At 59.8% G+C, this 21,250-nt stretch carries 19 protein-coding genes; 13 read left to right on the forward strand and 6 right to left on the reverse strand.

Annotation, left to right across the window (positions count from 1 at the left end):
* Positions 1-2: 2 nt before the first annotated feature.
* The 3 genes from N645_RS0101570 to N645_RS0101580 all read right to left on the reverse strand — a co-directional run bounded on the left by N645_RS0101570 (position 3) and on the right by N645_RS0101580 (position 1,638).
* Positions 3-488, reverse strand: coding sequence for an Lrp/AsnC family transcriptional regulator (locus N645_RS0101570; RefSeq protein ID WP_081665790.1), 486 nt, complete (start codon positions 486-488; stop codon positions 3-5).
* Positions 489-669: 181 nt separating this feature from the next.
* Positions 670-1,221 carry a hypothetical protein gene (locus N645_RS0101575; protein WP_024459758.1) on the reverse strand — a complete coding sequence of 184 codons (552 nt, stop codon included), beginning with the start codon at positions 1,219-1,221 and terminating at the stop codon, positions 670-672.
* An 84-nt stretch (positions 1,222-1,305) separates the two neighbouring features.
* On the reverse strand, positions 1,306-1,638 hold the full coding sequence (locus N645_RS0101580; protein ID WP_024459759.1) for a hypothetical protein: 333 nt from the start codon (positions 1,636-1,638) through the stop codon (positions 1,306-1,308).
* 302 nt (positions 1,639-1,940) lie between these two features.
* Between N645_RS0101580 and adk the strand changes: the two genes are divergently transcribed.
* From adk to N645_RS0101625, 9 genes are all read left to right on the forward strand, one after another.
* Positions 1,941-2,594: an adenylate kinase gene (gene adk, locus N645_RS0101585; protein WP_024459760.1), complete on the forward strand. Its 654-nt coding sequence runs from the start codon at positions 1,941-1,943 to the stop codon at positions 2,592-2,594.
* A gap of 392 nt (positions 2,595-2,986) precedes the next feature.
* The gene (locus N645_RS16465) at positions 2,987-3,613 is read left to right on the forward strand and encodes a hypothetical protein (RefSeq protein ID WP_152521602.1); all 627 of its coding nucleotides are present in this window, start codon (positions 2,987-2,989) and stop codon (positions 3,611-3,613) included.
* Between the two features lie 226 nt (positions 3,614-3,839).
* On the forward strand, positions 3,840-4,556 hold the full coding sequence (tsaB, locus tag N645_RS0101595) for a tRNA (adenosine(37)-N6)-threonylcarbamoyltransferase complex dimerization subunit type 1 TsaB (RefSeq protein WP_024459761.1): 717 nt from the start codon (positions 3,840-3,842) through the stop codon (positions 4,554-4,556).
* A gap of 26 nt (positions 4,557-4,582) precedes the next feature.
* Complete coding sequence (locus N645_RS0101600) at positions 4,583-5,383, forward strand: undecaprenyl-diphosphate phosphatase (RefSeq protein WP_024459762.1); 801 nt, start codon at positions 4,583-4,585, stop codon at positions 5,381-5,383.
* Positions 5,384-5,439: 56 nt separating this feature from the next.
* A complete protein-coding gene (locus N645_RS0101605; RefSeq protein WP_036159759.1) occupies positions 5,440-6,759 on the forward strand; it encodes a M18 family aminopeptidase in 1,320 nt (439 codons plus the stop codon).
* 17 nt (positions 6,760-6,776) lie between these two features.
* Complete coding sequence (locus N645_RS0101610; RefSeq protein WP_024459764.1) at positions 6,777-7,481, forward strand: hypothetical protein; 705 nt, start codon at positions 6,777-6,779, stop codon at positions 7,479-7,481.
* Positions 7,482-7,501: 20 nt separating this feature from the next.
* Positions 7,502-8,530, forward strand: coding sequence for a cyclic nucleotide-binding domain-containing protein (locus N645_RS0101615; RefSeq protein WP_024459765.1), 1,029 nt, complete (start codon positions 7,502-7,504; stop codon positions 8,528-8,530).
* On the forward strand, positions 8,530-9,666 hold the full coding sequence (locus tag N645_RS0101620; protein ID WP_024459766.1) for a DUF3524 domain-containing protein: 1,137 nt from the start codon (positions 8,530-8,532) through the stop codon (positions 9,664-9,666). The genes N645_RS0101615 and N645_RS0101620 overlap by 1 nt, the downstream gene beginning before the upstream one ends.
* An 82-nt stretch (positions 9,667-9,748) precedes the next feature.
* The gene (locus tag N645_RS0101625; RefSeq protein ID WP_024459767.1) at positions 9,749-10,756 is read left to right on the forward strand and encodes a tryptophan--tRNA ligase; all 1,008 of its coding nucleotides are present in this window, start codon (positions 9,749-9,751) and stop codon (positions 10,754-10,756) included.
* A 374-nt stretch (positions 10,757-11,130) separates the two neighbouring features.
* Here the strand turns inward: N645_RS0101625 and bioA are convergent, their stop codons facing one another.
* From bioA to N645_RS0101640, 3 genes are all read right to left on the reverse strand, one after another.
* Positions 11,131-12,456 carry an adenosylmethionine--8-amino-7-oxononanoate transaminase gene (bioA, locus tag N645_RS0101630; protein ID WP_024459768.1) on the reverse strand — a complete coding sequence of 442 codons (1,326 nt, stop codon included), beginning with the start codon at positions 12,454-12,456 and terminating at the stop codon, positions 11,131-11,133.
* 128 nt (positions 12,457-12,584) lie between these two features.
* A complete protein-coding gene (locus N645_RS0101635) occupies positions 12,585-13,565 on the reverse strand; it encodes an aldo/keto reductase (RefSeq protein WP_024459769.1) in 981 nt (326 codons plus the stop codon).
* A gap of 128 nt (positions 13,566-13,693) precedes the next feature.
* Complete coding sequence (locus N645_RS0101640; RefSeq protein ID WP_024459770.1) at positions 13,694-14,791, reverse strand: beta-N-acetylglucosaminidase domain-containing protein; 1,098 nt, start codon at positions 14,789-14,791, stop codon at positions 13,694-13,696.
* Positions 14,792-15,136: 345 nt separating this feature from the next.
* Here N645_RS0101640 and pgi point away from each other — a divergent pair, with 345 nt between their 5' ends.
* The 4 genes from pgi (at position 15,137) to pgl (ending at position 21,205) form a co-directional block, all read left to right on the forward strand.
* Positions 15,137-16,780 (forward strand): glucose-6-phosphate isomerase, encoded by a 1,644-nt coding sequence (gene pgi, locus N645_RS0101645; protein WP_024459771.1) that lies wholly within the window; start codon positions 15,137-15,139, stop codon positions 16,778-16,780.
* A 353-nt stretch (positions 16,781-17,133) separates the two neighbouring features.
* A complete protein-coding gene (edd, locus tag N645_RS0101650; protein ID WP_024459772.1) occupies positions 17,134-18,948 on the forward strand; it encodes a phosphogluconate dehydratase in 1,815 nt (604 codons plus the stop codon).
* Positions 18,949-19,022: 74 nt separating this feature from the next.
* Complete coding sequence (gene zwf, locus N645_RS0101655; protein ID WP_024459773.1) at positions 19,023-20,501, forward strand: glucose-6-phosphate dehydrogenase; 1,479 nt, start codon at positions 19,023-19,025, stop codon at positions 20,499-20,501.
* On the forward strand, positions 20,501-21,205 hold the full coding sequence (gene pgl, locus N645_RS0101660; RefSeq protein ID WP_024459774.1) for a 6-phosphogluconolactonase: 705 nt from the start codon (positions 20,501-20,503) through the stop codon (positions 21,203-21,205). The genes zwf and pgl overlap by 1 nt, the downstream gene beginning before the upstream one ends.
* The last annotated feature ends 45 nt before the right edge of the window (positions 21,206-21,250 follow it).

A 21,250-nucleotide genomic window follows, 5' to 3' on the forward strand; every position in this document is an offset into this window, starting at 1 on the left:
GACTACAGCGGCAGCTCGGTGGTGTATTTCACCTGCTTGAGCGCGAAGTTCGAGCGAATCGAGGCAACATGGGGCAGGGGGCGCAGCTTTTCATTCAGCAACTGCTCGTAATGCTCGATGCTATTGACCACGACCTTCAATAAATAGTCGCTGTCTCCGGTGCTGGCATAGCATTCCAGGACCTCGGGGACGGCCTGTATCCCCGCTTCAAACTCCGCCAGGGCTTCACTCTGGTGGCCGGTCAGACGCACGGCGCTGTGCACCACCACATGCATTCCCACCTTTTTCGGGTCCAGCAGAGTCACTTTCCCCCGGATGATGCCTTCGGCTTCCAGCCGTTTGAGGCGGCGCCAGCAGGGAGTATGCGACAACCCGATCAGGTTGCCCAGATCGGCCATGGAGTAGTCCGCACTGCCCTGGAGGGCGCGCAGAATTTTTCGGTCGTAGTCATCCAGATCAATGGAATCAGAGGCGGTTGATACAGACATAGTTTTTATCCTGATTATGAATTTCTCTCACTACCTATTGTAGGGGGCGCGGGCGCGGCAATCAATTAGGGCGAGTATGATCAATCAGGGGACGGACAGCGGGCGGTTGGCGCTTGAGATCAGACCTCTGCCTGCGGTGAGCAAAGGCCTGATTTGACGACGGTTTTTGGGTGTTTCCTTATTAGGAAGAGAGGCTGCCGCGCCCCCGGCGCCCGGCCGCAATGGGCGTGGCCGGTTCGGTCGTTTCCAGGCTGTCGCTCAAGGGTTCGGAATCCGTCAGGGGCGCTTCCGCCGGTGCAGGCGGCGCCTGTGTCTGAGGGGCCCGGACCTGCTCAAAACGTGCCTTTATACGGGTCAGTTCCTCCAGTGAGGTGCTCAGCTCCGCCAGTTGTGACTGCTTGTCATCTATCTGCTTCTGGAGGGCCGCAATATCCTGCTCGATACCCTGGTGCTCACGGCGAATCCGCTGCTCTTTCTGCTGAGCATCCTGGAGCACATCGTCGGTCCGGATACGCGCGGATTCCAGGGTTTTACAGATGACCTCCATCAACCGGTCATCCGGCTCGTCGGGCAATTGGCGCATCAGCGCCATGGCGTCGTCAATGCTGTATCGGGTTGCGTTGCGGGCTTTGGGCTCATCCACCAGAGGCGCGTGGAAGTCGTCTCGGGTGGGCAGGTCCAGGTCATCGTCTTCCGGTGCATTGTCCTGCTCGTGTCGGTTGAACAGTCCCATAGTCGTATCCTCTGCTGTTGGCAGGTGTCACAAGACCTAAGCATAGTCTACCGCGGACGATTTTTCCGGCGTTGCCAGCCTGATTCAGGCTGGCTCTCCTTTCAGCTTCTGGAGGTGCTTCTGGCTCAACGACAGAAACCGGGGGGTGGGGCCGGAGTCGTTGTAGATCGGATCGCCCAGTTCATCCTCCGCCACGACGGTGCCACCTTTTATATAGGGCATGCCGGATTCCAGCTCGCTCAAGGCGGCGGAGAGCAGGTCAGTGATCAGGCTTTCCGGGGTTTTTTTGGGGTACATCTCGCACAGTGCTTCGATGCGTGCCGCATCTTCCATCGGCAGGTGCACGGCGTAGGCCTGCTTGGTCAGTTCGCCGCGGGCATTTTTTTCCCAATGACTCATGAGTTCGCTGACTTTCATCGATAAAACCTCATTGCTGGTCAGTGTGGGCGGTCGACCGGACCCCCTCAAATTCAGTATAGAGCAGCTTTTTGCGGCCAGCTAACTCCCGATAGGGAAAAGTGGCCACCCGATGTCGGTTCCGCTACGGAACCTCCCGGTTACAGCTTCTCTATATAAGGAATGTGGGTGAAAGTCGCCAAATCAAGGGTTTCCGGGGGCTGATTGTCGTTATATTGTGCTCCCGGGGCCGTGCGTGTATCGTATGCGGTTTTTCATTGGCCATCAGTCCGCCAATCCGTACTGCTTTAGAGGAGCAACCCATGAAAGTAATCCTGCTCGGTGCCCCGGGAGCCGGTAAAGGTACCCAGGCTCAGTTGATCATGGATAAGTTCGGTATTCCCCAGATCTCCACCGGTGATATGTTGCGAGCGGCCGTCAAGGCAGGCACACCGTTGGGTTTGCAGGCAAAAGACATCATGTCGGCGGGCGGTCTGGTGCCGGACGACCTGATCATCGCCCTGGTAAAAGAGCGTATCAAGGCCCCGGATTGCGCCAAGGGCTTTCTGTTCGACGGTTTCCCCCGCACCATCCCCCAGGCGCAGGCGCTGCTGGATGAGGGGATCAAAATCGATCACGTGATCGAAATCGATGTGGATGATGAAGAAATTGTTTCCCGTCTGGCCGGTCGTCGTGTGCATGAGCCCTCTGGTCGGGTCTATCACATCAACCATCAGCCGCCCAAAGAAGAAGGAGTGGATGATATTACCGGCGAGCCCCTGATTCAGCGCGAAGATGATCGGGAAGATACCGTGCGTAAGCGTCTGTCGGTCTATCATGAGCAAACCAAACCGCTGGTCAACTTTTACCGCGACCTGGAAAAATCCGGAAACCCGGACGCACCTCATTACACTCGCATTGAAGGTGTCGGCAGCATTGCGGACATTCGCGCACAGCTGGAATCGGTGCTGAAATAAGCGAAGCGTTACACCTTAGTTTTTGCGATTTCATCAGGGCCCGCTTGCGGGCCCTGATGCGTTTGGGAGCAACGAAAAATTACCCGCGTTGCATTCCGGCAACACCTGAAACGGTTCAGTTTTACCAAAAACGTGATAAAAATTAAAAAAAAGCCGAAAAATCATTAAAAAATTTGCTAAAAACTCGCAATGTGGCTAATTTTTACATAGTATTTGTGTGCAGACTGGAAGCACATAGACTGTGCTCGGTTTATGATTCAACTGATGTGCAAACAACGATACGAAGTTGAGGAGAAACGTTTATGGCCAGAGTAGCAAAAAAGCGTAAGGCAACCGCCAAACGCGCCACCGCAAAACGCACCACTTCAACCACCAAAACCGTTGACGCGGCCGTGGCAAAAGTGGAAGCGAAAATCGAAAAGCTGCAGAAAGATGTTGCTGATCACGCTAAGAAAGTAGAGGCCGCTCGCAAGAAAGCGACGGCGGCAAAGTCGAAAGCCGCTACTTCCAAGCGCGCGGTCGACAAGCGTTCGGCAAAATCTGCCACCGCCGCGGTCAGTAAGGCCAATGAAAAGGCCAAGGCCGCTCGAGCCAAGGTCGCGGAAGCGCGCGTAGAGCTTGCCAAAGCCAAGGCGATGGCAACCGCAAAAGCCGCCGCCGAAGCGGCTGAAGCCAAGATTACCGAGTTGCGCGAAAATCTGGCCAAGCGTGCCGAAACCGATCTCGAGAAAGCCAAGGCTTCCTTCGAGCAGCGCTGGAGAAAGTCCCGCGAGAAAGCGGATGAGCGTAAGGTGAAGGCCGCACGCAAAAAAGCCGCTGCCAAAGCCAAAGCCGCCGAGAAGAAGGCCAAGGTGAAAATGGCGCAGGTCGAGCGTAAAGCTGCCGCCAAAGCCAAGGCGAAAACCAAGAAGAAGGCCACCAAAAAGCGGGCTACCGCCAAGCGGACCACCACTGCACCGGCGAAAACCCGGGCTCGCAAAGCGACCGCCAAGCGCTCCGGTCGTTCGCGTAAGAAGTAAAACGCGAGTCGGCACCGCTCACTCGTCCAGGACGGGCCGGGCGGCCGCTTAGGCCAGGCGAAGCCCTGTAAAGGGATCGCCTTTAGTAAAAACCCGGAACTCCCGGCCAGAAATGGGCTGGGAGCCGGGTTTTTTTCGTTGTGGAGGCTTACGTGAGGTAGATCGATGCACGGCGGGGTGAAATCTGGCAGAATGCGGCGTCTTCTCTCTGGACCCACATGACACTATGACCCGACTTCTTGCCCTAGATACCTCAACCGATGCTTGCTCCGTCGCGCTGCAGGACGGAGAACGGATCATTTCCCGATTTGAGCTGGCCGCCAAGAGCCACACCCAGCGTCTGCTGCCCATGGTGGACGAGGTGCTCTCGGAGGCCGGGTTGGCGTTGGCCGACCTGGATGCGCTGGTGTTCGGTCGCGGTCCCGGGTCATTTACCGGCCTCCGAATCTGTTTGGGGGTGGTTCAAGGGTTGGCGTTTTCGCGGAATTTGCCCGTCGTGGGCGTGTCCACGCTCGAGGCCATGACGGTCGGTTATTATCGGCGGCATCCCGACCTGGCCAGCGCCTCCACGCCGTTGCTGGTTGCGCTGGATGCGAGAATGCAGGAAGTGTATTGGACTCTGGTCAAACCCCAATCCGGTGGCGGCGGTGTTGAAACCTTGACCGATGAAGCCGTTTCTCCCCCGGAGCGGGTCGTCGAGCTTGCCGCCGGGCACACCGGGGAGGCGGGTTTTTATGGCGTGGGGCCGGGATGGCACTACCCGGCATTGGAAAAGCTGGCGCCATCGGCGGTGGATATGGACGTACAGCCGGACGCCCGCGATATGCTGCCGTTGGGTGCCTTTGCGCTCGCGCAGGGGCAGGCGGTGTCCGCCGAGCAGGCCCGGCCCGTTTACCTGCGCGATGAAATCAGTTGGAAGAAACGCGAGCGGATTCGTTCCTGAGCCTCATTATAGTCACGGAAAGCGCTATGGACCTGTTGCAGATTGTTTTTCTGGCCCTGATCCAGGGCATTACCGAATTTCTGCCCATATCCAGTTCGGGGCATCTGCTGCTGCCATCGGAGTTGCTGGGTTGGCCGGATCAGGGGCTGGCCTTTGATGTCGCGGTACACGTCGGCACGCTCAGTGCCGTCGTACTGTATTTTCGCCACAGTCTGGGCGCCATGGCGCGCGACTGGTTGGGGCAGGTGTTTGCCCGTCGCGAAGGCACGGAAGACAGCCAGCTCGCCTGGTATCTGATTCTGGCAACGGTGCCGGCGGCGCTGGCCGGACTGGTGTTTGATGGCGCGATCGAAACCCATCTGCGCTCGGTGTGGGTGGTGGCAATTACCACGATTGTATTTGGCCTGGCGCTGGGCTGGGCGGACTGGCATGGCGGGCGCGCGAAAACCGTATTGGACATTACCTGGAGAACCGCTTTGATCATCGGCCTTGCCCAGGCGCTGGCCCTGATTCCGGGAACCTCCCGCTCCGGCATCACCATAACCGCGGCGCTATTTCTGGGACTCACGCGAACGGATGCGGCCCGCTTCTCGTTTCTGTTATCGGTGCCGGTGATTGCGCTCAGCGGTGGCTATAAGGCCTTACAGTTGTGGTTGCAGAGCGAGCCAGCACCTTGGGGTGAACTCTTGGCAGGCGCGGCTATCGCCGGGGTCAGTGCGTTTGTGTGCATCCACTATTTCATGCACTATATTCGGCAAATTGGCATGATGCCGTTCGTTGTGTATCGGTTGCTCTTGGGGGCCGCGCTCATCTGGGTGGCGCTTTGATTCCCACCCCAAGCAAATCACGCTGTTGTCTCGATTCATTTGGATAGATGTCGTTTATGGTTGATCAATCCTCCCAAGCATTCAATCGGGGCCTGCTGGAATTTCTGCAGGCTTCGCCCACGCCGTTTCACGCGGCGGAGAATATTGCGGCCCAGTTGACCCAGGCCGGCTTCCAGCCCCTGGTCGAGGGTGAGCGCTGGAGTCTCAAACCCGGCGGCAAGTACTGGGTCATGCGCAATGGCTCCTCCGTGATTGGTTTCATTTACGGGCGCGAGCCCATGGAGACCGACGGTATCCGGATGGTCGGTGCCCACACCGACAGCCCCTGCCTGAAAGTGAAACCGCAGCCGGACCTGTCCCGCCAGGGATATGCTCAGCTTGGCGTGGAAGTGTACGGTGGTGCGCTGTTGGCCCCCTGGTTTGACCGGGACCTGTCCATGGCGGGGCGGGTCAGCTATCGCGATGGTGAAGGCCGAATCCGCAGCGGTCTGGTGGACTTCAAGTTACCGGTAGCCGTGGTGCCCAGCCTCGCCATTCATCTGGACCGGGAAGCCAATCGTCAGCGCAGCATCAATCCGCAGAAAGAATTGCCGCCGCTCCTGCTCAGTGAGATGGACGGCGTGGATCAGCCGTCCTTTCGTGATCGGCTCAAGGCCCAGTTATTGGCTGAACAACCGTCGCTGAATGTGGATGAGGTGCTGGACTTTGAAATCAGTCTGTACGACACGCAGCCACCGGCACTGATCGGTCTGGCCCAGGATTTTCTCGCCAGTGCCCGGTTGGACAACCTGTTGAGCTGTTATGTGGGCCTGCAGAGCCTGCTGCAGGCCGATGACCGGCACAGCACGCTGTTGGTGTGCAACGATCACGAAGAAGTGGGCAGTGCCTCCGCCTGCGGTGCCAAGGGGCCCATGCTGCAACAGTTTCTGGAGCGCCTGGTGCCCGAGACGGAAACCCGTATGCGGGTGCTGGATGCCTCCCTGATGATTTCCGCGGACAACGCTCATGGCGTGCACCCGAACTTTGCCGATCGCCATGACGACAATCACGGCCCGCGTCTGAACCGGGGACCGGTGATCAAGGTCAACGCCAACCAGCGATATGCCACCACCAGTGAGAGCAGCGCCCTGTTCCGTGACCTGGCCGAGCGGGCCGACGTGCCGGTGCAGACCTTTGTCTCCCGCACTGACATGGAATGCGGCAGCACCATCGGGCCGATCACCTCGGCTGAAGTGGGCGTCAAAACCCTGGACGTGGGTGTGCCCACCTTTGCCATGCATTCCATTCGCGAACTGGCGGGGCGGGACGATGCGGCCTATCTTCATCAGATCCTCAACGAATTCTATCGCTACCCGCATCCGCCGGGGCAATCATGACACCAGCAGGAGGGTTTATGTCCGGGAGTTTCTATCGTTCAACGCTGGGGCGAGCGGCCTTGCCACTGATGCTTGCGGCGGCTTCGATACTGATGGCCGTCAAGGCAGGCGCCAATGGTGGCCACTTTCTGGTTGATGACGCGGCCACAACGCCACCACAAACCTGTGCCCTGGATACCTGGATCACGCGGATCGATCCGACCACCCGCGCAACGGTGGCACCGATGTGCAATATTACCGGCGCCAGCGAGTGGACCGTGCCACTGGAGTACAACCTGTCCAATGACGAGCTGACCACCATCGGGCTCGATTACAAGCGGGTGTTGTGGGCCTCGCGCAGTGGCCCGGCGCTGGCCGGCAGTGCGGGGTTTCGCTACAACCGGGTGACCAGCGAGATGGACACCTACTATCTGAATATTCCCCTGAGCTTCCAGCCCATGGACAGCCTCACGCTGCACCTCAACGGTGGGGTGGAGCACGATCGGCCACTGGATGACACCTACGCCACCTGGGGCGTGGCGGCGACGTTCAAACCGGTAACCGGACCGATCTGGATTCTGGAGATGTATGACAATGATCGCCGTCAGGATCCGATCATTGCCGGCGGCGCGCGCATGAATGTCGGCAGCACCCGCTGGACACTGGACCTGGGCCTGGCCCGCGATACTCAACTGGACGAGACTGCCTATACGCTGGGGATCAACATTCCCCGTTTGTTTTGATTGCACGGTAGAAACGTTCTATGAGTCTCCAACGGGACACTTTACGGGTTTTTTCCCCTTTCGATCGCCTGTCTGATGAGTACCTGGACAAGGTGCTGGAAAAGGCCGAGTGGGTAGAGATACCCCGCGGCACACTGATCTTTAAACGGGGCAAAACCCTGGATGTGCAGCACTATCTGGTATCCGGCCGGGTCGACCTGATCGATGCCCAGTTTCAGAGCAGCAGCCTGGAGGCGGGATCGGACAATGCCAGTTTCCCTCTGGCGGATCACTCCCCCACGCAAGTCTCGGCCGTTGCCAAAACGGACGTCGAGCTGATTGTTCTGGAGCGCGATTTTCTGGATCTGGTAATGGCCTGGAGTCAGAGCGGCGATCATCCCGAGGGAGACAGCAGCGGGGCGGATGATCATGACTGGATGTCCTACCTGCTGGAGTCGCCGCTCTTTACGCGAGTACCGCCGGGCCATATTCAGCAACTGTTTGTCCGCTTCGAAGAAATCGACGTCGAAAAAGGCGAGTCGATTGTCCGCGAAGGCGAACCCGGTGATTATTTTTACGTACTCGAATCCGGGCGCGCGTCGGTAACCGACAAGGCCGGTCGGGTCTTGGCGGAATTGGGCGCGGGTTCCTACTTTGGTGAGGAAGCGCTGGTCGGTGATACGACCCGCAATGCCAATGTCGACATGCTGACCGCCGGGCGGCTGATGCGCCTGGAAAAAGCGGATTTCAAAACCCTGTTGCAGGAGCCGGTGGTCAAGACCATCCCGGCGTCGGAGTGGCGCGAGCGCTCCGCCTCTTTGGGCGAGTTCGTCATTCTCGATGTCCGTCTGGTGGTGGAGCGGCGTTTCGGTAAGCTGGAGGGCAGTCGCAATCTCCCGCTCGGACAGCTGCGCGGTGCCTTGGGCGAGCTGGACAGATCGACCGCTTATGTCGTTTCCGATGATGCCGGGCGACGCAGCGATGTCGCCGTGCAGTTGCTGGCCCAGGCGGGTCTTGAGGTCTACCTGCTGACAGACGCGGCTCAGTTGCACGGTCAGCCGCTCACCTGATGCGCGTCCTGCTCCTGTCCGGATACGATGCCCCCAGTCATCGTCGATGGCGGGAGCAACTGGCCGCCCGGTACCCGGATTGGCAGTGGACACAGTTGAGTCTGCCCCCGCGTCACTTCAAGTGGCGCATGCGTGGCAGCGGTTTTCTCTGGGCGTTTGAGCAGGCGCACTGTCTGCGTGAACCCTACGATCTCCTGATTGCCACCTCGATGGTGGACCTGTCGGCTCTGCGCGGATTGGTGCCCGAGGTTGCGCGCATTCCCACCCTGGTTTACTTTCACGAAAATCAGTTTGCCTACCCCCAGCGCAAGCAACAGCGGGCCAATGTCGAACCTCAACTGATCAACCTGTACACGGCCCTGTGCGCCGATCAGGTGGCGTTCAATTCCGATTACAACCGGCAGACCTTTCTCACCGGGGTGGCGGACCTGCTGGCGCGGTTGCCGGATCGGGCGCCGGATACCGTTCTGGCACAGCTGCACGCCCGCAGTCGGGTGATGCCCATACCGATCGAGCGCGACTGCTTTGTGCCGGACCGGGCACCAGAGGATGGCCCTCTGACCCTGATCTGGAACCACCGTTGGGAATACGACAAAGCGCCGGATCGGCTGCTCAATGGTCTACGCCGTTTTTTCGAGTTGTGTCCGGCGGGAAAAGCCGGTGAGCCGGCGATTCGAGTGCATGTGGTCGGGCAGCAGTTCCGCCAGCAACCGCCCGCGTTTGACGCGCTGAAGTCCCTGCTGGACGCTCATTACGCCGGAGGCGCCTGGGGTTATGTGGAAAGTCGGGAAGCCTACGGCCGCCTGCTGGCCGAGAGCCATGTGGTGCTGTCCACAGCGTTGCATGACTTTCAGGGTTTGTCGGTACTGGAAGCGGTGGCGGCGGGCTGTCGCCCCCTGGTGCCGGATCGTGAAGCCTACCCGGAGTGGTTTGCGCCCGAATACCGTTACCTGAGCGATCCGGAAAATCCCGAGGTTGAGGCCCAGGCGTTTGCGGAACGGTTGCTGAGTTGGTGTCGGGCGCGGGCCCAGGGCGAATGGCTTGCTGTACCTGATATCGATTTTCTGCATGAGCGGCGCTGGCATCCGGTCTATCGGGATGAGCTGATTGGGCTGTCGCGGACCTCAAAAATCTGAGTGTCGGGTGCAAAACCGGTGTTTCAGCCTGTATCATAGCGGCCTTCCGTTCCCACCACTGAACAGCGATACGATAACGATCATGAGTAAACAGCGGGTTCTAACCGGTATCACCACCACAGGCACGCCTCATCTGGGCAACTACGTCGGCGCCATTCGCCCGGCCATTCGCTCCAGTGAACGGGACGATGCCCAATCCTTCTATTTTCTGGCGGATTACCACGCGCTGATCAAATGTCAGGACCCGGAGCAGGTGCATCAGTCCACCCGCGAGATCGCGGCCACCTGGCTGGCACTGGGTCTGAACACCGACAAAGCGGTGTTCTATCGCCAGTCGGATATCCCGGAAATTCCCGAACTCTGCTGGTTGCTGACCTGCATGGCCGCCAAAGGCCTGATGAACCGCGCCCACGCCTACAAAGCGGCCGTCGCCGCCAATATGGAAGCGGGGGAGGATCCGGACTTCGGTGTCACCATGGGCCTGTACAGCTATCCGGTGCTGATGGCCGCCGACATCCTGATGTTCAACGCCAATGAAGTGCCGGTAGGCAAGGACCAGACTCAACACGTGGAAATGGCCCGCGATATCGCCGCGCGCTTCAATCACCATTACGGTGATCACTTCGTGTTGCCTGAAGCCAAAGTGGACGACCATGTGGCGGTGTTGCAGGGCCTGGATGGTCGCAAGATGAGCAAGAGCTACAACAACACCATTCCGTTGTTCCTGCCCGAGAAAAAACTCAAAAAGCACATCAACAAAATCAAAACCAACCTGCTGGAACCCGGCGATCCCAAGGATCCGGACGATTCCACCGTGTTCCAGATCTGGCAGGCCTTCGCCACCCCGGAGCAGACCGATGAAATGCGCACCGCCTTCGCCGAGGGTATCGCCTGGGGCGAAGCCAAGAAGCAGTTGTTTGAATTGGTGAATGGCCAGTTGGGTGAAGCGCGTGAGCGTTACGAAGCCTTGTTGGCCAACCCGGCCCACATCGAAGAGGTGTTGCAGGCCGGCGCCGAAAAAGCCCGCAAAGAAAGCCGCGAGTTTATTGGTAAACTCCGCGAAGCAGTGGGTATTCGTCCCATTCGGTGATTGTTATGAACGTTCCGGTGTTGCATGACGTCCGGGCCGCTACGGGGTAAGCCCTTTCAAGACACGCCGTACATACATCCCTGTAGGCTCGAATCGCGGGTCCCCCGCTCCACGGTCTTGAAAGGGCTTACCCCGCATCGGCCCTCCGTGGCATGGTTCGCGCTGGACGGATCGGCCCGACGCATCGGAACGAAAATTAAACCGATCCATTGGACTGCTGCGTTACTCTGATGGTGGCACGGAGGCCTGGGGTGGGGTGGACCCTTTCAAGACCGTAAGCGGAGGGACTCCGCGCGTCGAGCCCCCAGGGATGGGTTCACGGCGTGTCTTGAAAGGGTCCACCCCGCCGCAGGCCGGGCGAGATGCGCCATCCATCACCCCAACTCCGCAACCACTTTATAAATTCCTTTGGTCAACTGCCGCAACTCCTCTGGCGTGCTCACAAACGGCGGCATGATGTACACCAATTTACCAAAGGGCCGTACCCAAATCCCTTCCTCAACAAACCGCGGCTGCACCTTCGCCATATCCACCGGCTCGTGCAACTCCACCACACCAATCGCACCCAATACCCGAACATCGGCTACCGCCGGCAAATTCCGACACGCCCCCAGCTCCTCTTTCAACTGAGATTCGATACGCCCAACCTGTCCCTGCCAATCGCTATCCAGTAACAGATCAATGCTGGCATTGGCCACCGAACAGGCCAGCGGATTGCCCATGAAAGTGGGCCCATGCATAAACACCCCGGCTTCACCCCGGCAGATGCCGTCACTGACTTTATCGTTGCACAGCGTCGCCGCCAAAGTCATATAACCGCCGGTCAGGCCCTTGCCCAGACACAGAATATCGGGGCTGATGCCCGCGTGTTCGCAGGCGAACAGTTTGCCCGTGCGACCAAAGCCGGTGGCGATTTCATCGGCAATCAATAGCACATCGTGTTCATCACACAGTTCCCGCACCCGGCGCAGGTAATCGGGGGAATAAAAGCGCATGCCGCCCGCGCCCTGCACGATGGGCTCGAGAATGACTGCTGCGAGCTCGTCTTTGTGCGTCACCAGCAGGGCTTCAAAGTCCGCAATATGGCGCTCGTCCCAGGGTTCATCGATGCCGCATTCCGGCTGGGGGGCAAACAGCTGCTGTGCCAGGGTGTGACTGAACAGCTGATGCATGCCGGTCACGGGGTCACATACCGACATGGCGCCGAAGGTATCGCCGTGGTAACCGCGCCGCAGGGCCAGAAAACGGTGCTTGTCCGGGCGCCCTTGGGATTGCCAGAACTGCATGGCCATTTTCAGCGACACTTCCACCGAAACCGAGCCGGAGTCGGCCAGGAACACTTTGTTCAGGCCCTCCGGGGTCAACTCCACCAGTCGTTTGGCCAGGGTGACGCCGGGCTCGTGGGTCAGGCCGCCGAACATCACGTGCGCCATCTGCTCCAGTTGGTCCTGAATGGCCTGATTCAGGCGCGGGTGGTTGTAGCCGTGAAGCTGACACCACCAGGAGGACATGCCGTCCACCAGCTTTCGGCCGTCGGACAGGTGCAAGTATACGCCCTCGGCCCGTTGCACAGGGAACACAGGAGTGGGGTTCAGAAACGAGGAGTAGGGATGCCAGACGTGCTGACGGTCGATCTCCAGAATCTGTTCGGCGCTGAGCGGGCTGGGGTGGTTGGAGCTGGAGGGATTGGAACTGGACATGCGGGCCCTTCAGAAGTTGCGTGAGTGGAGTGGAAAGGCGCTCACGCTAGCAGAAAAGCCGTTAAAAATCAGCTGTCTTGAGACCATCGGGCCCGGCGCTGGCCGGGCCCGATGGCGGAATGGTGCGATCAGTAGGCGCCGCGAATGTGCTGCTGTACCTGGTCCTGATAGAACCGATACAGGTCTTCATGCAAGCCGTCTTCCAGGGGCTTGAGCGCGCTGACGTTGGCGTTTTCCCGCACTTGCTGAGCGGAGCTGGCGCCGGGGATGATGCTGGTGACCGCGGGCTGGTCCAGAATCCAGCGCATGGCCATCTGCGCCATGGTGTAGCCTTCGGGCACCATGCCTTCCAGTTCGCGCACCAGTTTGACGCCGGTTTCAAACGGAATACCCGCAAAGGTCTCGCCCACATTGAAGGCGTCGCCATCGCGGTTGAAGTTCCGGTGGTCGGTTTTGTCGAACTGGGTGTTCTCGGTGAACTTGCCGCTCAGCATGCCGCTAGCCAGGGGCAAGCGAACGATAATGCCAATGCCCTTGTCTTCGGCCCGGGGCAGCAGTTCGTCGAGCAGTTTCTGGCGGAAGATGTTGAAGATGACCTGCAGTGAGGTCAGGTCATCGTGCTCGGCACAGATCAGCCCCTCTTCAACGGTTTCCACGCTGGCTCCGAAATAGCGGATCTGACCGTCCTGCTGCAGTCGGCGCAGCCAGTCGAAGATTTCGCCGTGGCGCATGACTTCGGTGGGCACACAGTGCAGTTGCAGCAGGTCCAGGGTGTCGGTCTTCAGGCGGTCCTGGGCACGCTTGACCGAGTCCTGCATGTGGGTCAGGGAGTAACCGTCGGGGTAGGCGCCGTCGCCGCGGCCGTATTTGGTGGCAATGACCGGCTTGGGGTTGCGGTTGGCCAGGTGTTGGCCCAGGTAGGTTTCGCTGGCACCACCGCCGTACACATCGGCGGTATCAAAGAAGGTGATGCCTTCGTCCAGAGCGGTCTGAAGGATGGCTTCGACGGTGTCGGCGGTGATCGGGCCGAAGTCGCCACCGAGCTGCCAGCAGCCCAGGCCCACTTCGCTCAATACCAGTTCGCTGTTGCCGAGTTTTCTCGTCTGCATAGTCGCTCCTGTGTTTGCGATACATCGTGATGGGCGGGATCGCCGCCCATAATTAGTCGTTCTGACTATTTACAGTTTAACACTCTGCTGTGGTCAGTGTGTCTTGTGGGTTGATGGGGTCTGGCCAGTCAATCGGTCAGGCACGCCGGGTCAAACGCATAGCCACCGTTGAGCCAGTCCAGCAATTCCCGGGCCTGAGGTTGCCCCGCCTCGGCGAAGGGTTGATAACGGTCTTCCAGGCCGCGTCGCTCGGCGTCCGTGAGCGCATTCAGCCCTCGTTCCTGCAACAGTGCCCGGTCGGCGATCAGGTGTCTGGCCAGCTCGGGCGGGGTGCAGGCCCGGGTCGCGCTCATGAACGCCGCCTCCGGCCGGTAGTCGCCGCCTGCCCGGTAGGCTTCCGGCAGGGAGTGTAGCGGAATCTGCGACAGGTAGGCCTGGTTCATCGGGTTTACCGCGTGGCCCGCGACCTGTCCGCTCAGTCTGGCATGGCTGGCGGGGTAGGCGTCCAGGCGCAAATAGGGGCTCAGGCTCGCACTGTCATTGACCGGGTAATTATCCCAGAGAAAGGGGCGCCGCTGCAGGTATTGGCTGACTTGGGTGAGGTGGTCATCGGGGTAGGTCCGGGAGCAGACTTCCGGCCCGGTCCAGAACAGGTCGATCGACGGATCGAGGTTCTGCCCGAGATGCTCCCAGTAGCCGGCCGGACGCGTTCCGAAAACCTTCTCCAGAACGGGGTCAAAGCTGTAATAGGTCGGGCAGAGGATCAGGTGCTCGGCGCTGCTGGCCTCGGCCGCGACATGGGCCAGGGATACCTGGCGTTCAGCCAGCTCGGGCAGGTCGCCGCGCATATCGTCGAATAACAGTCCCATCAGGTCCGGTTCGAGGCGGTTCAGCGCCTGGAGTTTCCGCGTCAGGGCCTCCCGGCTCTGCGACCAGGGCTCCCGGTAGAGCTCCAGGGGGCTGAGTCCTACCCCGAAGCGGATACCCAGCGCCCGGCAGGTGTCGCGCAGCGCGCACAGGGCCCGCCACTCGTCTTCCGGCCAGGGTGTCTGCCAGTGGCGGCGCAGGTGGGGGTCCGCTTTCGGGGCATAGAGGTAAAAATCGTAACCCTGTCGGGCCAGGAAGTGGACCATGTCGGTCCTGGCCGCCCAGGACCAGGTGCGGCCGAAGAAACCTTCAATGATTCCCAGCGGCGGGGTGGAGTGAACGTCAGCGGATGGGGACATGGCGCAAACTCGGCCTCGACAAATAAGCCAGCTTACCCTGTGAGACCAGCGCTGGAAAGCCGCTCAAATTGACTTTTTCACCCTAAGTGCTTATTATGCCTGCCTTTTTGAAGCACGCTCAATTTCTCGCCAGGCCAGAGGCGGCGGTGCTTTGCAGCGCTCAATCGGCACCTTTGACACCCGGCGCAGCGGCGGTGTCATCGCTAAATACCTACGCAGTCTTTCGCGTCGGTCAACCGAAGCGGCGGTTGGGCGGGCAGGCGACCTGATGCACCGGACGCCGCCAAAAAACCACAATTGCTTCCAACACAAGTGACCCGCTCTGCGGAAAAATGAGGTCGATACATGGCAAGTCCTACCCAGTTACCGAGTTGGCAATCCCTGGCACAGCATGCCGATACCCTGCGTCAGCGGGAGCTCAAGTCTCTGTTTGCCGAGGATCAGTCCCGGTTCGACAACTTCTCCATTCGCGCTCCCCACATCCTGTTTGATTATTCCAAGAATCTGATCACCGAAGAGACCCGTAAGGGGCTGCTGGCATTGGCGGAAGAGTCCAAGGTGGCGGATTGGCGCGATCGCATGTTCGGCGGTGAGCACATCAACCGGACCGAAGATCGTGCCGTCATGCACGTGGCGCTGCGGGACAAGTCGGGCAAGCCGATCATGGTGGACGGCAAGGATGTTCGCCCTCAGGTAGAGCGCGAGCTGAATCACATGCGCGAGCTGGTCACCAGCGTGCGCTCCGGCGAGTGGAAAGGTTTTTCCGGCAAGTCGATCACCGATATTGTCAGCATCGGCATTGGTGGTTCCAACCTCGGGCCGCTGATGGTCACCGAAGCGCTGAGCGCCTACAGCGACGATACGCTGCGCACCCACTACGTCTCGAACGTGGACGGTTTCCAGATCGCCCAGGTGCTGGAGCGGGTCAATCCCGAAACCACCCTGTTTATCGTGGCCTCCAAGACCTTTACCACGCTGGAAACCATCACCAACGCGAACACCGCCCGGGCCTGGTTCCTCAAAGGCGGCGGTTCCGAGTCCACGACCAGCCAGCATTTCGTGGCCGTATCGTCCAATGTGAAGAAGGCGGTGGAGTTCGGTGTAGCGGAGAAAAACATCTTTGAAATGTGGGACTGGGTCGGCGGTCGTTTCTCGCTCTGGTCCACCATCGGGTTGCCCATCGCGTTGCAACAGGGCTTTGATGCCTTTGAGGAGTTGCTGCAGGGCGCCTATGAAATGGATCGCCACTTCTGCGAAGCCCCCTTGGCGGAAAACGCCCCGGTCATGCTGGCCCTGGTCGGTATCTGGAACCGCAACTTCCTCGGCTATCCCTCCCATGCCCTGCTGCCTTACGACCAGTGCCTGCACCGCTTCCCGGCCTACATGCAACAGGCCGAAATGGAAAGCAACGGCAAGTCGGTCAACTGGGAAGGTGAGACCCTGACCTACGGCAGCGTGCCGCTGATCTGGGGTGAGGTGGGCATTAACGGCCAGCACGCCTTCTATCAGTTCCTGCACCAGGGAACCGACATCATCCCCGCCGACTTTATTGGCTCGGTGAAGCCCACCATTGAAGTGGAAGGGCATCACGATGCGCTGATGGCCAATATGTTCGCGCAAACCGAGGCGCTGATGAAGGGCATCGACGCCGATCAGGTGCGTGCGGACCTCAAGGCCAAGGGTATGGATGAGGCGCGGATTGAAGAAATCGTGGCCCACAAGGTGCACCGTGGCAATCGCCCGACCAACACCCTGTTGATGGACAAGGTGACGCCGCGCTCTCTGGGCGCCCTGATTGCACTGTACGAGCACAAGATCTTCACCCAGGGCATCATCTGGCAGATTCACTCCTTCGATCAGTGGGGTGTGGAGCTGGGTAAGGTGCTGGCCGCCGGTATCCAGCCGGAGCTGGCAGACGGCGCCGAGGTGAGCGACAAACATGATGCCTCGACCCGCAGTCTGATAAACTACTACAAACAAGCAAAGTAACAGCGGAAACAGTACGGCCGCCAGCGACCCTGGGTCTCTGGCGGAAAAATCATTTATAACCGCTGCACGGAGACGTGTGAGAGAGCCTCGGGAGTATTGTCCGGCAATGTATCGGATGAGCCCTGAGGAGCATTAGACCGTGAATATAGCAAGTCAGACGAGGCTTGGCGGACTGGCCCTTGGCGGACTGACCATGGTGCCGTCCCCCGGTGCTGTCCGGCCCCCAACGCCGGGTCAGCCCACCCGCAAGCGGGGTGACAGCGCCCGGGGCAGGCCGTCCGACCCGATAAATCGCTCCCGCGGGTGGCGGGCGAGGGCGTCTGGCTGGATGTAAAGTAATCAATGGTGCTGAAATGACTCACAAAAGACTCTCCGATATTACCCAGCGGATCATCGACCGAAGCCGAGATACCCGGGCGGCCTATGTTGAGCGCGTCAATGCGATGCGCAATGATGGCCCCTCCCGCCAGCGCCTGTCCTGTGGCAACCTGGCTCACGGATTTGCTGCCTCTTCCGAGAAAGAGAAACAGCAGCTGATGGATACCGGCGCGCCCAATATCGGGATCGTGACCGCCTACAACGACATGCTGTCGGCGCACCAGCCCTACGTTGATTACCCCGAGAAAATCAAAACGGCCGCTCTCGCCAACGGTGTGACCGCCCAGGTCGCCGGTGGCGTGCCCGCCATGTGTGACGGGGTTACCCAGGGGCGGGATGGTATGGATCTGTCGCTGTTCAGTCGCGACGTGATCGCCATGTCCACTGCTGTCTCCCTGTCCCACGACATGTTTGATGCCGTGCACTGCCTGGGCATCTGCGACAAGATCGTGCCCGGCCTGATGATCGGCTCGCTGTCGTTCGGTCATCTGCCCACGGTTTTTGTGCCGGCGGGCCCGATGCCTTCCGGTCTGCCCAATTCGGAAAAAGTGAAGGTCCGCCAGCTGTTTGCCGAGGGTAAAGTCGGCCGTAAAGAGCTGCTCAAGGCGGAAATGGATTCCTATCACAGCCCCGGTACCTGTACCTTCTACGGCACCGCCAACAGCAACCAGATGCTGATGGAAATGATGGGCATGCAGTTGCCGGGCAGCTCCTTCGTGAACCCGGGCACCGGGATGCGCGATGCGCTGACCACCGAGGCGACCAACCAACTGGTGAAACTGACCCAGAGTGGCGATCAGTACACGCCGATTGCCGATGTGATCGACGAGAAAGCCGTGGTCAACGGCATTATCGGCCTACTGGCTACCGGTGGTTCGACCAACCACACCATCCACCTGACCGCTATCGCCCGGGCCGCCGGCGTGATCATCGATTGGCAGGATATGGCCGACCTGTCCGAAATCATCCCGCTGATGTGCCGTGTCTACCCCAACGGTCTGGCGGATGTGAACCGCTTCCAGGCGGTGGGGGGCATGGGCTTCCTGATCCGAAGCCTGCTCAGCGAAGGGCTGATGCACGAGGACGTGACCACCATTATGGGTAAAGGCATGTCCCATTTCGCCAAGGAGCCGTTCCTGGAAGGCGACAAAATCGAATGGCGCGATGCGCCGGAGAAGAGCCTGGATGAGGACGTCCTGCGCCCGGCCGGCAGTGCCTTCGGCAAAACCGGCGGCATGGCGCTGCTCAAGGGCAACCTGGGCCGCTGTGTCATCAAAGTGTCCGCAGTCAAGCCCGAGAATCGTAAGGTCAAGGCGCCCGCACGGGTGTTCTACCGTCAGGAAGACCTCCAGGCGGCGTTCAAGGCCGGCGAGCTGGACCGGGATTTCGTTGCCGTGGTGCGTTTCCAGGGCCCGAAAGCCAACGGTATGCCGGAGTTGCACAAACTGACTCCGCCGCTGGGCGTGCTCCAGGACCGCGGCTTCAAGGTCGCGCTGGTCACCGATGGCAGGATGTCCGGTGCCTCTGGTAAAATCCCCGCGGCCATCCACCTGACCCCCGAGGCGCTCGATGGCGGCCCCATCTCGCTGGTGCGCGATGGCGACATGATTGAGCTGGATGCCGATGCAGGCAAGCTGGAGCTGCTGGTTTCCGAAGAGGAACTGGCCAGCCGTCAGCCGGAGCAGACCGACATATCCAACAGCCACTATGGCATGGGCCGCGAGCTGTTTGCCCCCTTGCGTGCCGAAGTCGGCCTGGCCGAAGAGGGAGCCACCGTCTTCCGTTGGTAGTGAGAGCGTTCGAGCCCGGTGATCGTGCCGGGCTCAATGTATAACCGCAAATACAGAACACAAGGTTTTAGTCCATGCTGAAAGCATTTGATTTTGTGATTTTTGGTGGTGCCGGTGACCTGGCGCTGCGCAAACTGATCCCGGGCCTGTATCGCGCCTATTGCAATGACGAGTTGCCTGAGGGCACTCGCATTTTCGGTACCTGCCGTCGTCAGGAAGCCGTGGCCGAGTACCAGGATAAGGTTCGCGCTGCCGCCGAACAGCACCTGCGCAAAGGCGAGTTTGTGGCTGAAACCTGGGATCGTTTCGCGAAAATGATCCACCCGCTGTTCCTCGACATCTCTTCCCGGGATGAGCACTGGGAAAAAATGGCGGAAATCCTCAAGTCCGGAAACGACAATCGCGTTTTCTACCTGTCGACGCCTCCGAGTGTGTTCGGTGTCTGCTGTAAGCACATTTCCGAAAGTGATCTGATCAGCCCGACCACTCGCGTGGTGGTGGAGAAGCCGCTGGGTTACGACGCCGCGTCGGCCGATGCGATCAATACTGAAATTGGTGAATACTTCGACGAGAAGTCCATTTACCGGATCGATCACTACCTCGGTAAGGAAGCGGTTCAGAACCTTCTGACACTGCGTTTCGCCAATGGCATCTTCGAGCATCTGTGGGATGCCAAAACCATTGACCATGTGCAGATCAGCCTGTGCGAAACCGTGGGCCTGGAAGGGCGCGCGAGTTTCTACGACGACGCCGGTGCCATGCGCGATATGGTCCAGAACCACCTGTTGCAGTTGCTCTGCCTGGTGGCCATGGAGTCGCCCAACAAGCTGACCGCCGACAGCATCCGCTCCGAGAAGATCAAGGTGCTGGAGTCCCTGCGAGCACTCCAGGGTGATGCGGTCAAGTGGCATACCGTGCGCGGCCAATACGCGGCGGGCGAGATGGATGGCAAAGCGGTACCCGGTTACCTGGACGAGCTGGGCAAAGACAGCAATACCGAGACCTTTGTTGCCATTCGCGCGCACATCGATAACTGGCGCTGGTCGAAAGTGCCGTTCTATCTGCGCACCGGTAAGCGACTGAAAGAGCGTTTTGCAGAAATCGTCATTCAGTACAAAGACGTCTCCCACGAGGTGTATCCCGAGTCGGCCGGCGGAGTAACGCCGAACCGTCTGGTGATCCGTCTGCAACCGGAAGAAAGCATCCAGATGGTGCTGATGTCCAAGAACCTGGAAAAGCACGAAACCGAGCTGACGCCGGTGGTGTTGAACCTGAACCTGGCTGAGAAGTACAAGCACTTTGTCAGTGACGCCTACAAGCGCCTGATGCTGGATGCCGCCGCCGGTGACCCGAGCCTGTTCATTCACCGCGCGGAAGTCGACGCGGCCTGGGGCTGGGTGGACCCGATCATCGAAGCCTGGCAGCGCCCGGAAAACAAGCCCATGGCGTACCCGGCTGGCTCCTGGGGTCCCGAAGCGTCCGAAGAGCTGCTGTCCGGCGATGGTCGCAGTTGGTTCAACATGGATGAGCTGCTGACGGAGGATCAGGACTGATGTTGGACGAAAAGATTTTTGACAGCCGCGAAGCCCTGTTGGCGGCGTTGCAGGAAGATTGCGTGGCGGTACTGGACGAGGCGCTGAAAGAGCGTGATCAGGCCAGTTTCCTGGTGTCCGGTGGCAGCTCTCCGGCGCCCCTGTATCAGCGACTGAGCCAGATCGCTCTGGACTGGAAACGGATCCAGGTGGCCTTGGTAGATGAGCGTTGGGTCGAGCCGGGCCACGCCAAAAGCAACGAGACGTTTGTGCAGAAAAATCTTCTGCAACACGCTGCCGGTCAGGCGCCGTTTCTGGGCATGAAGAACTCGGCGGAAACTGCCGCCGAAGGCCTCGCCGCCTGCGAGCAGGCCTATCAGAAGCTGGCCCAGCCGTTCGATCTCACCATTCTGGGTATGGGGCCGGACGGTCATACCGCGTCCCTGTTCCCCAACGCCGAAGGGCTTGAGGAAGCGCTGACCACCGATTCACTGTGTTCGGCGATTACCGCGCACCAGAGTGAAGTGACCGGTGAGTACACTGAGCGTATGACCCTGAGCCTGGCGGGTATCGTCAATTCCCGTCGTCTGGTTCTGCTGATCACTGGCGAAGAAAAATTGCAGGCCCTGCGTGCCGCGCAAGGTGAAGGTCCGGTGGGCGATATGCCGATTCGTGCCGTTCTGCGTCAGAACAAAGTGCCAGTGACACTGTATTGGGCTCCCTGAGGCGTCGCGCCCGGGATCGCTCGTATTAATCAACCCAGTTACCGA

It is taken from the genome of Marinimicrobium sp. LS-A18 (assembly GCF_000463525.1).
GTDB classification, from domain to species: Bacteria; Pseudomonadota; Gammaproteobacteria; order Pseudomonadales; family Cellvibrionaceae; genus Marinimicrobium; species Marinimicrobium koreense.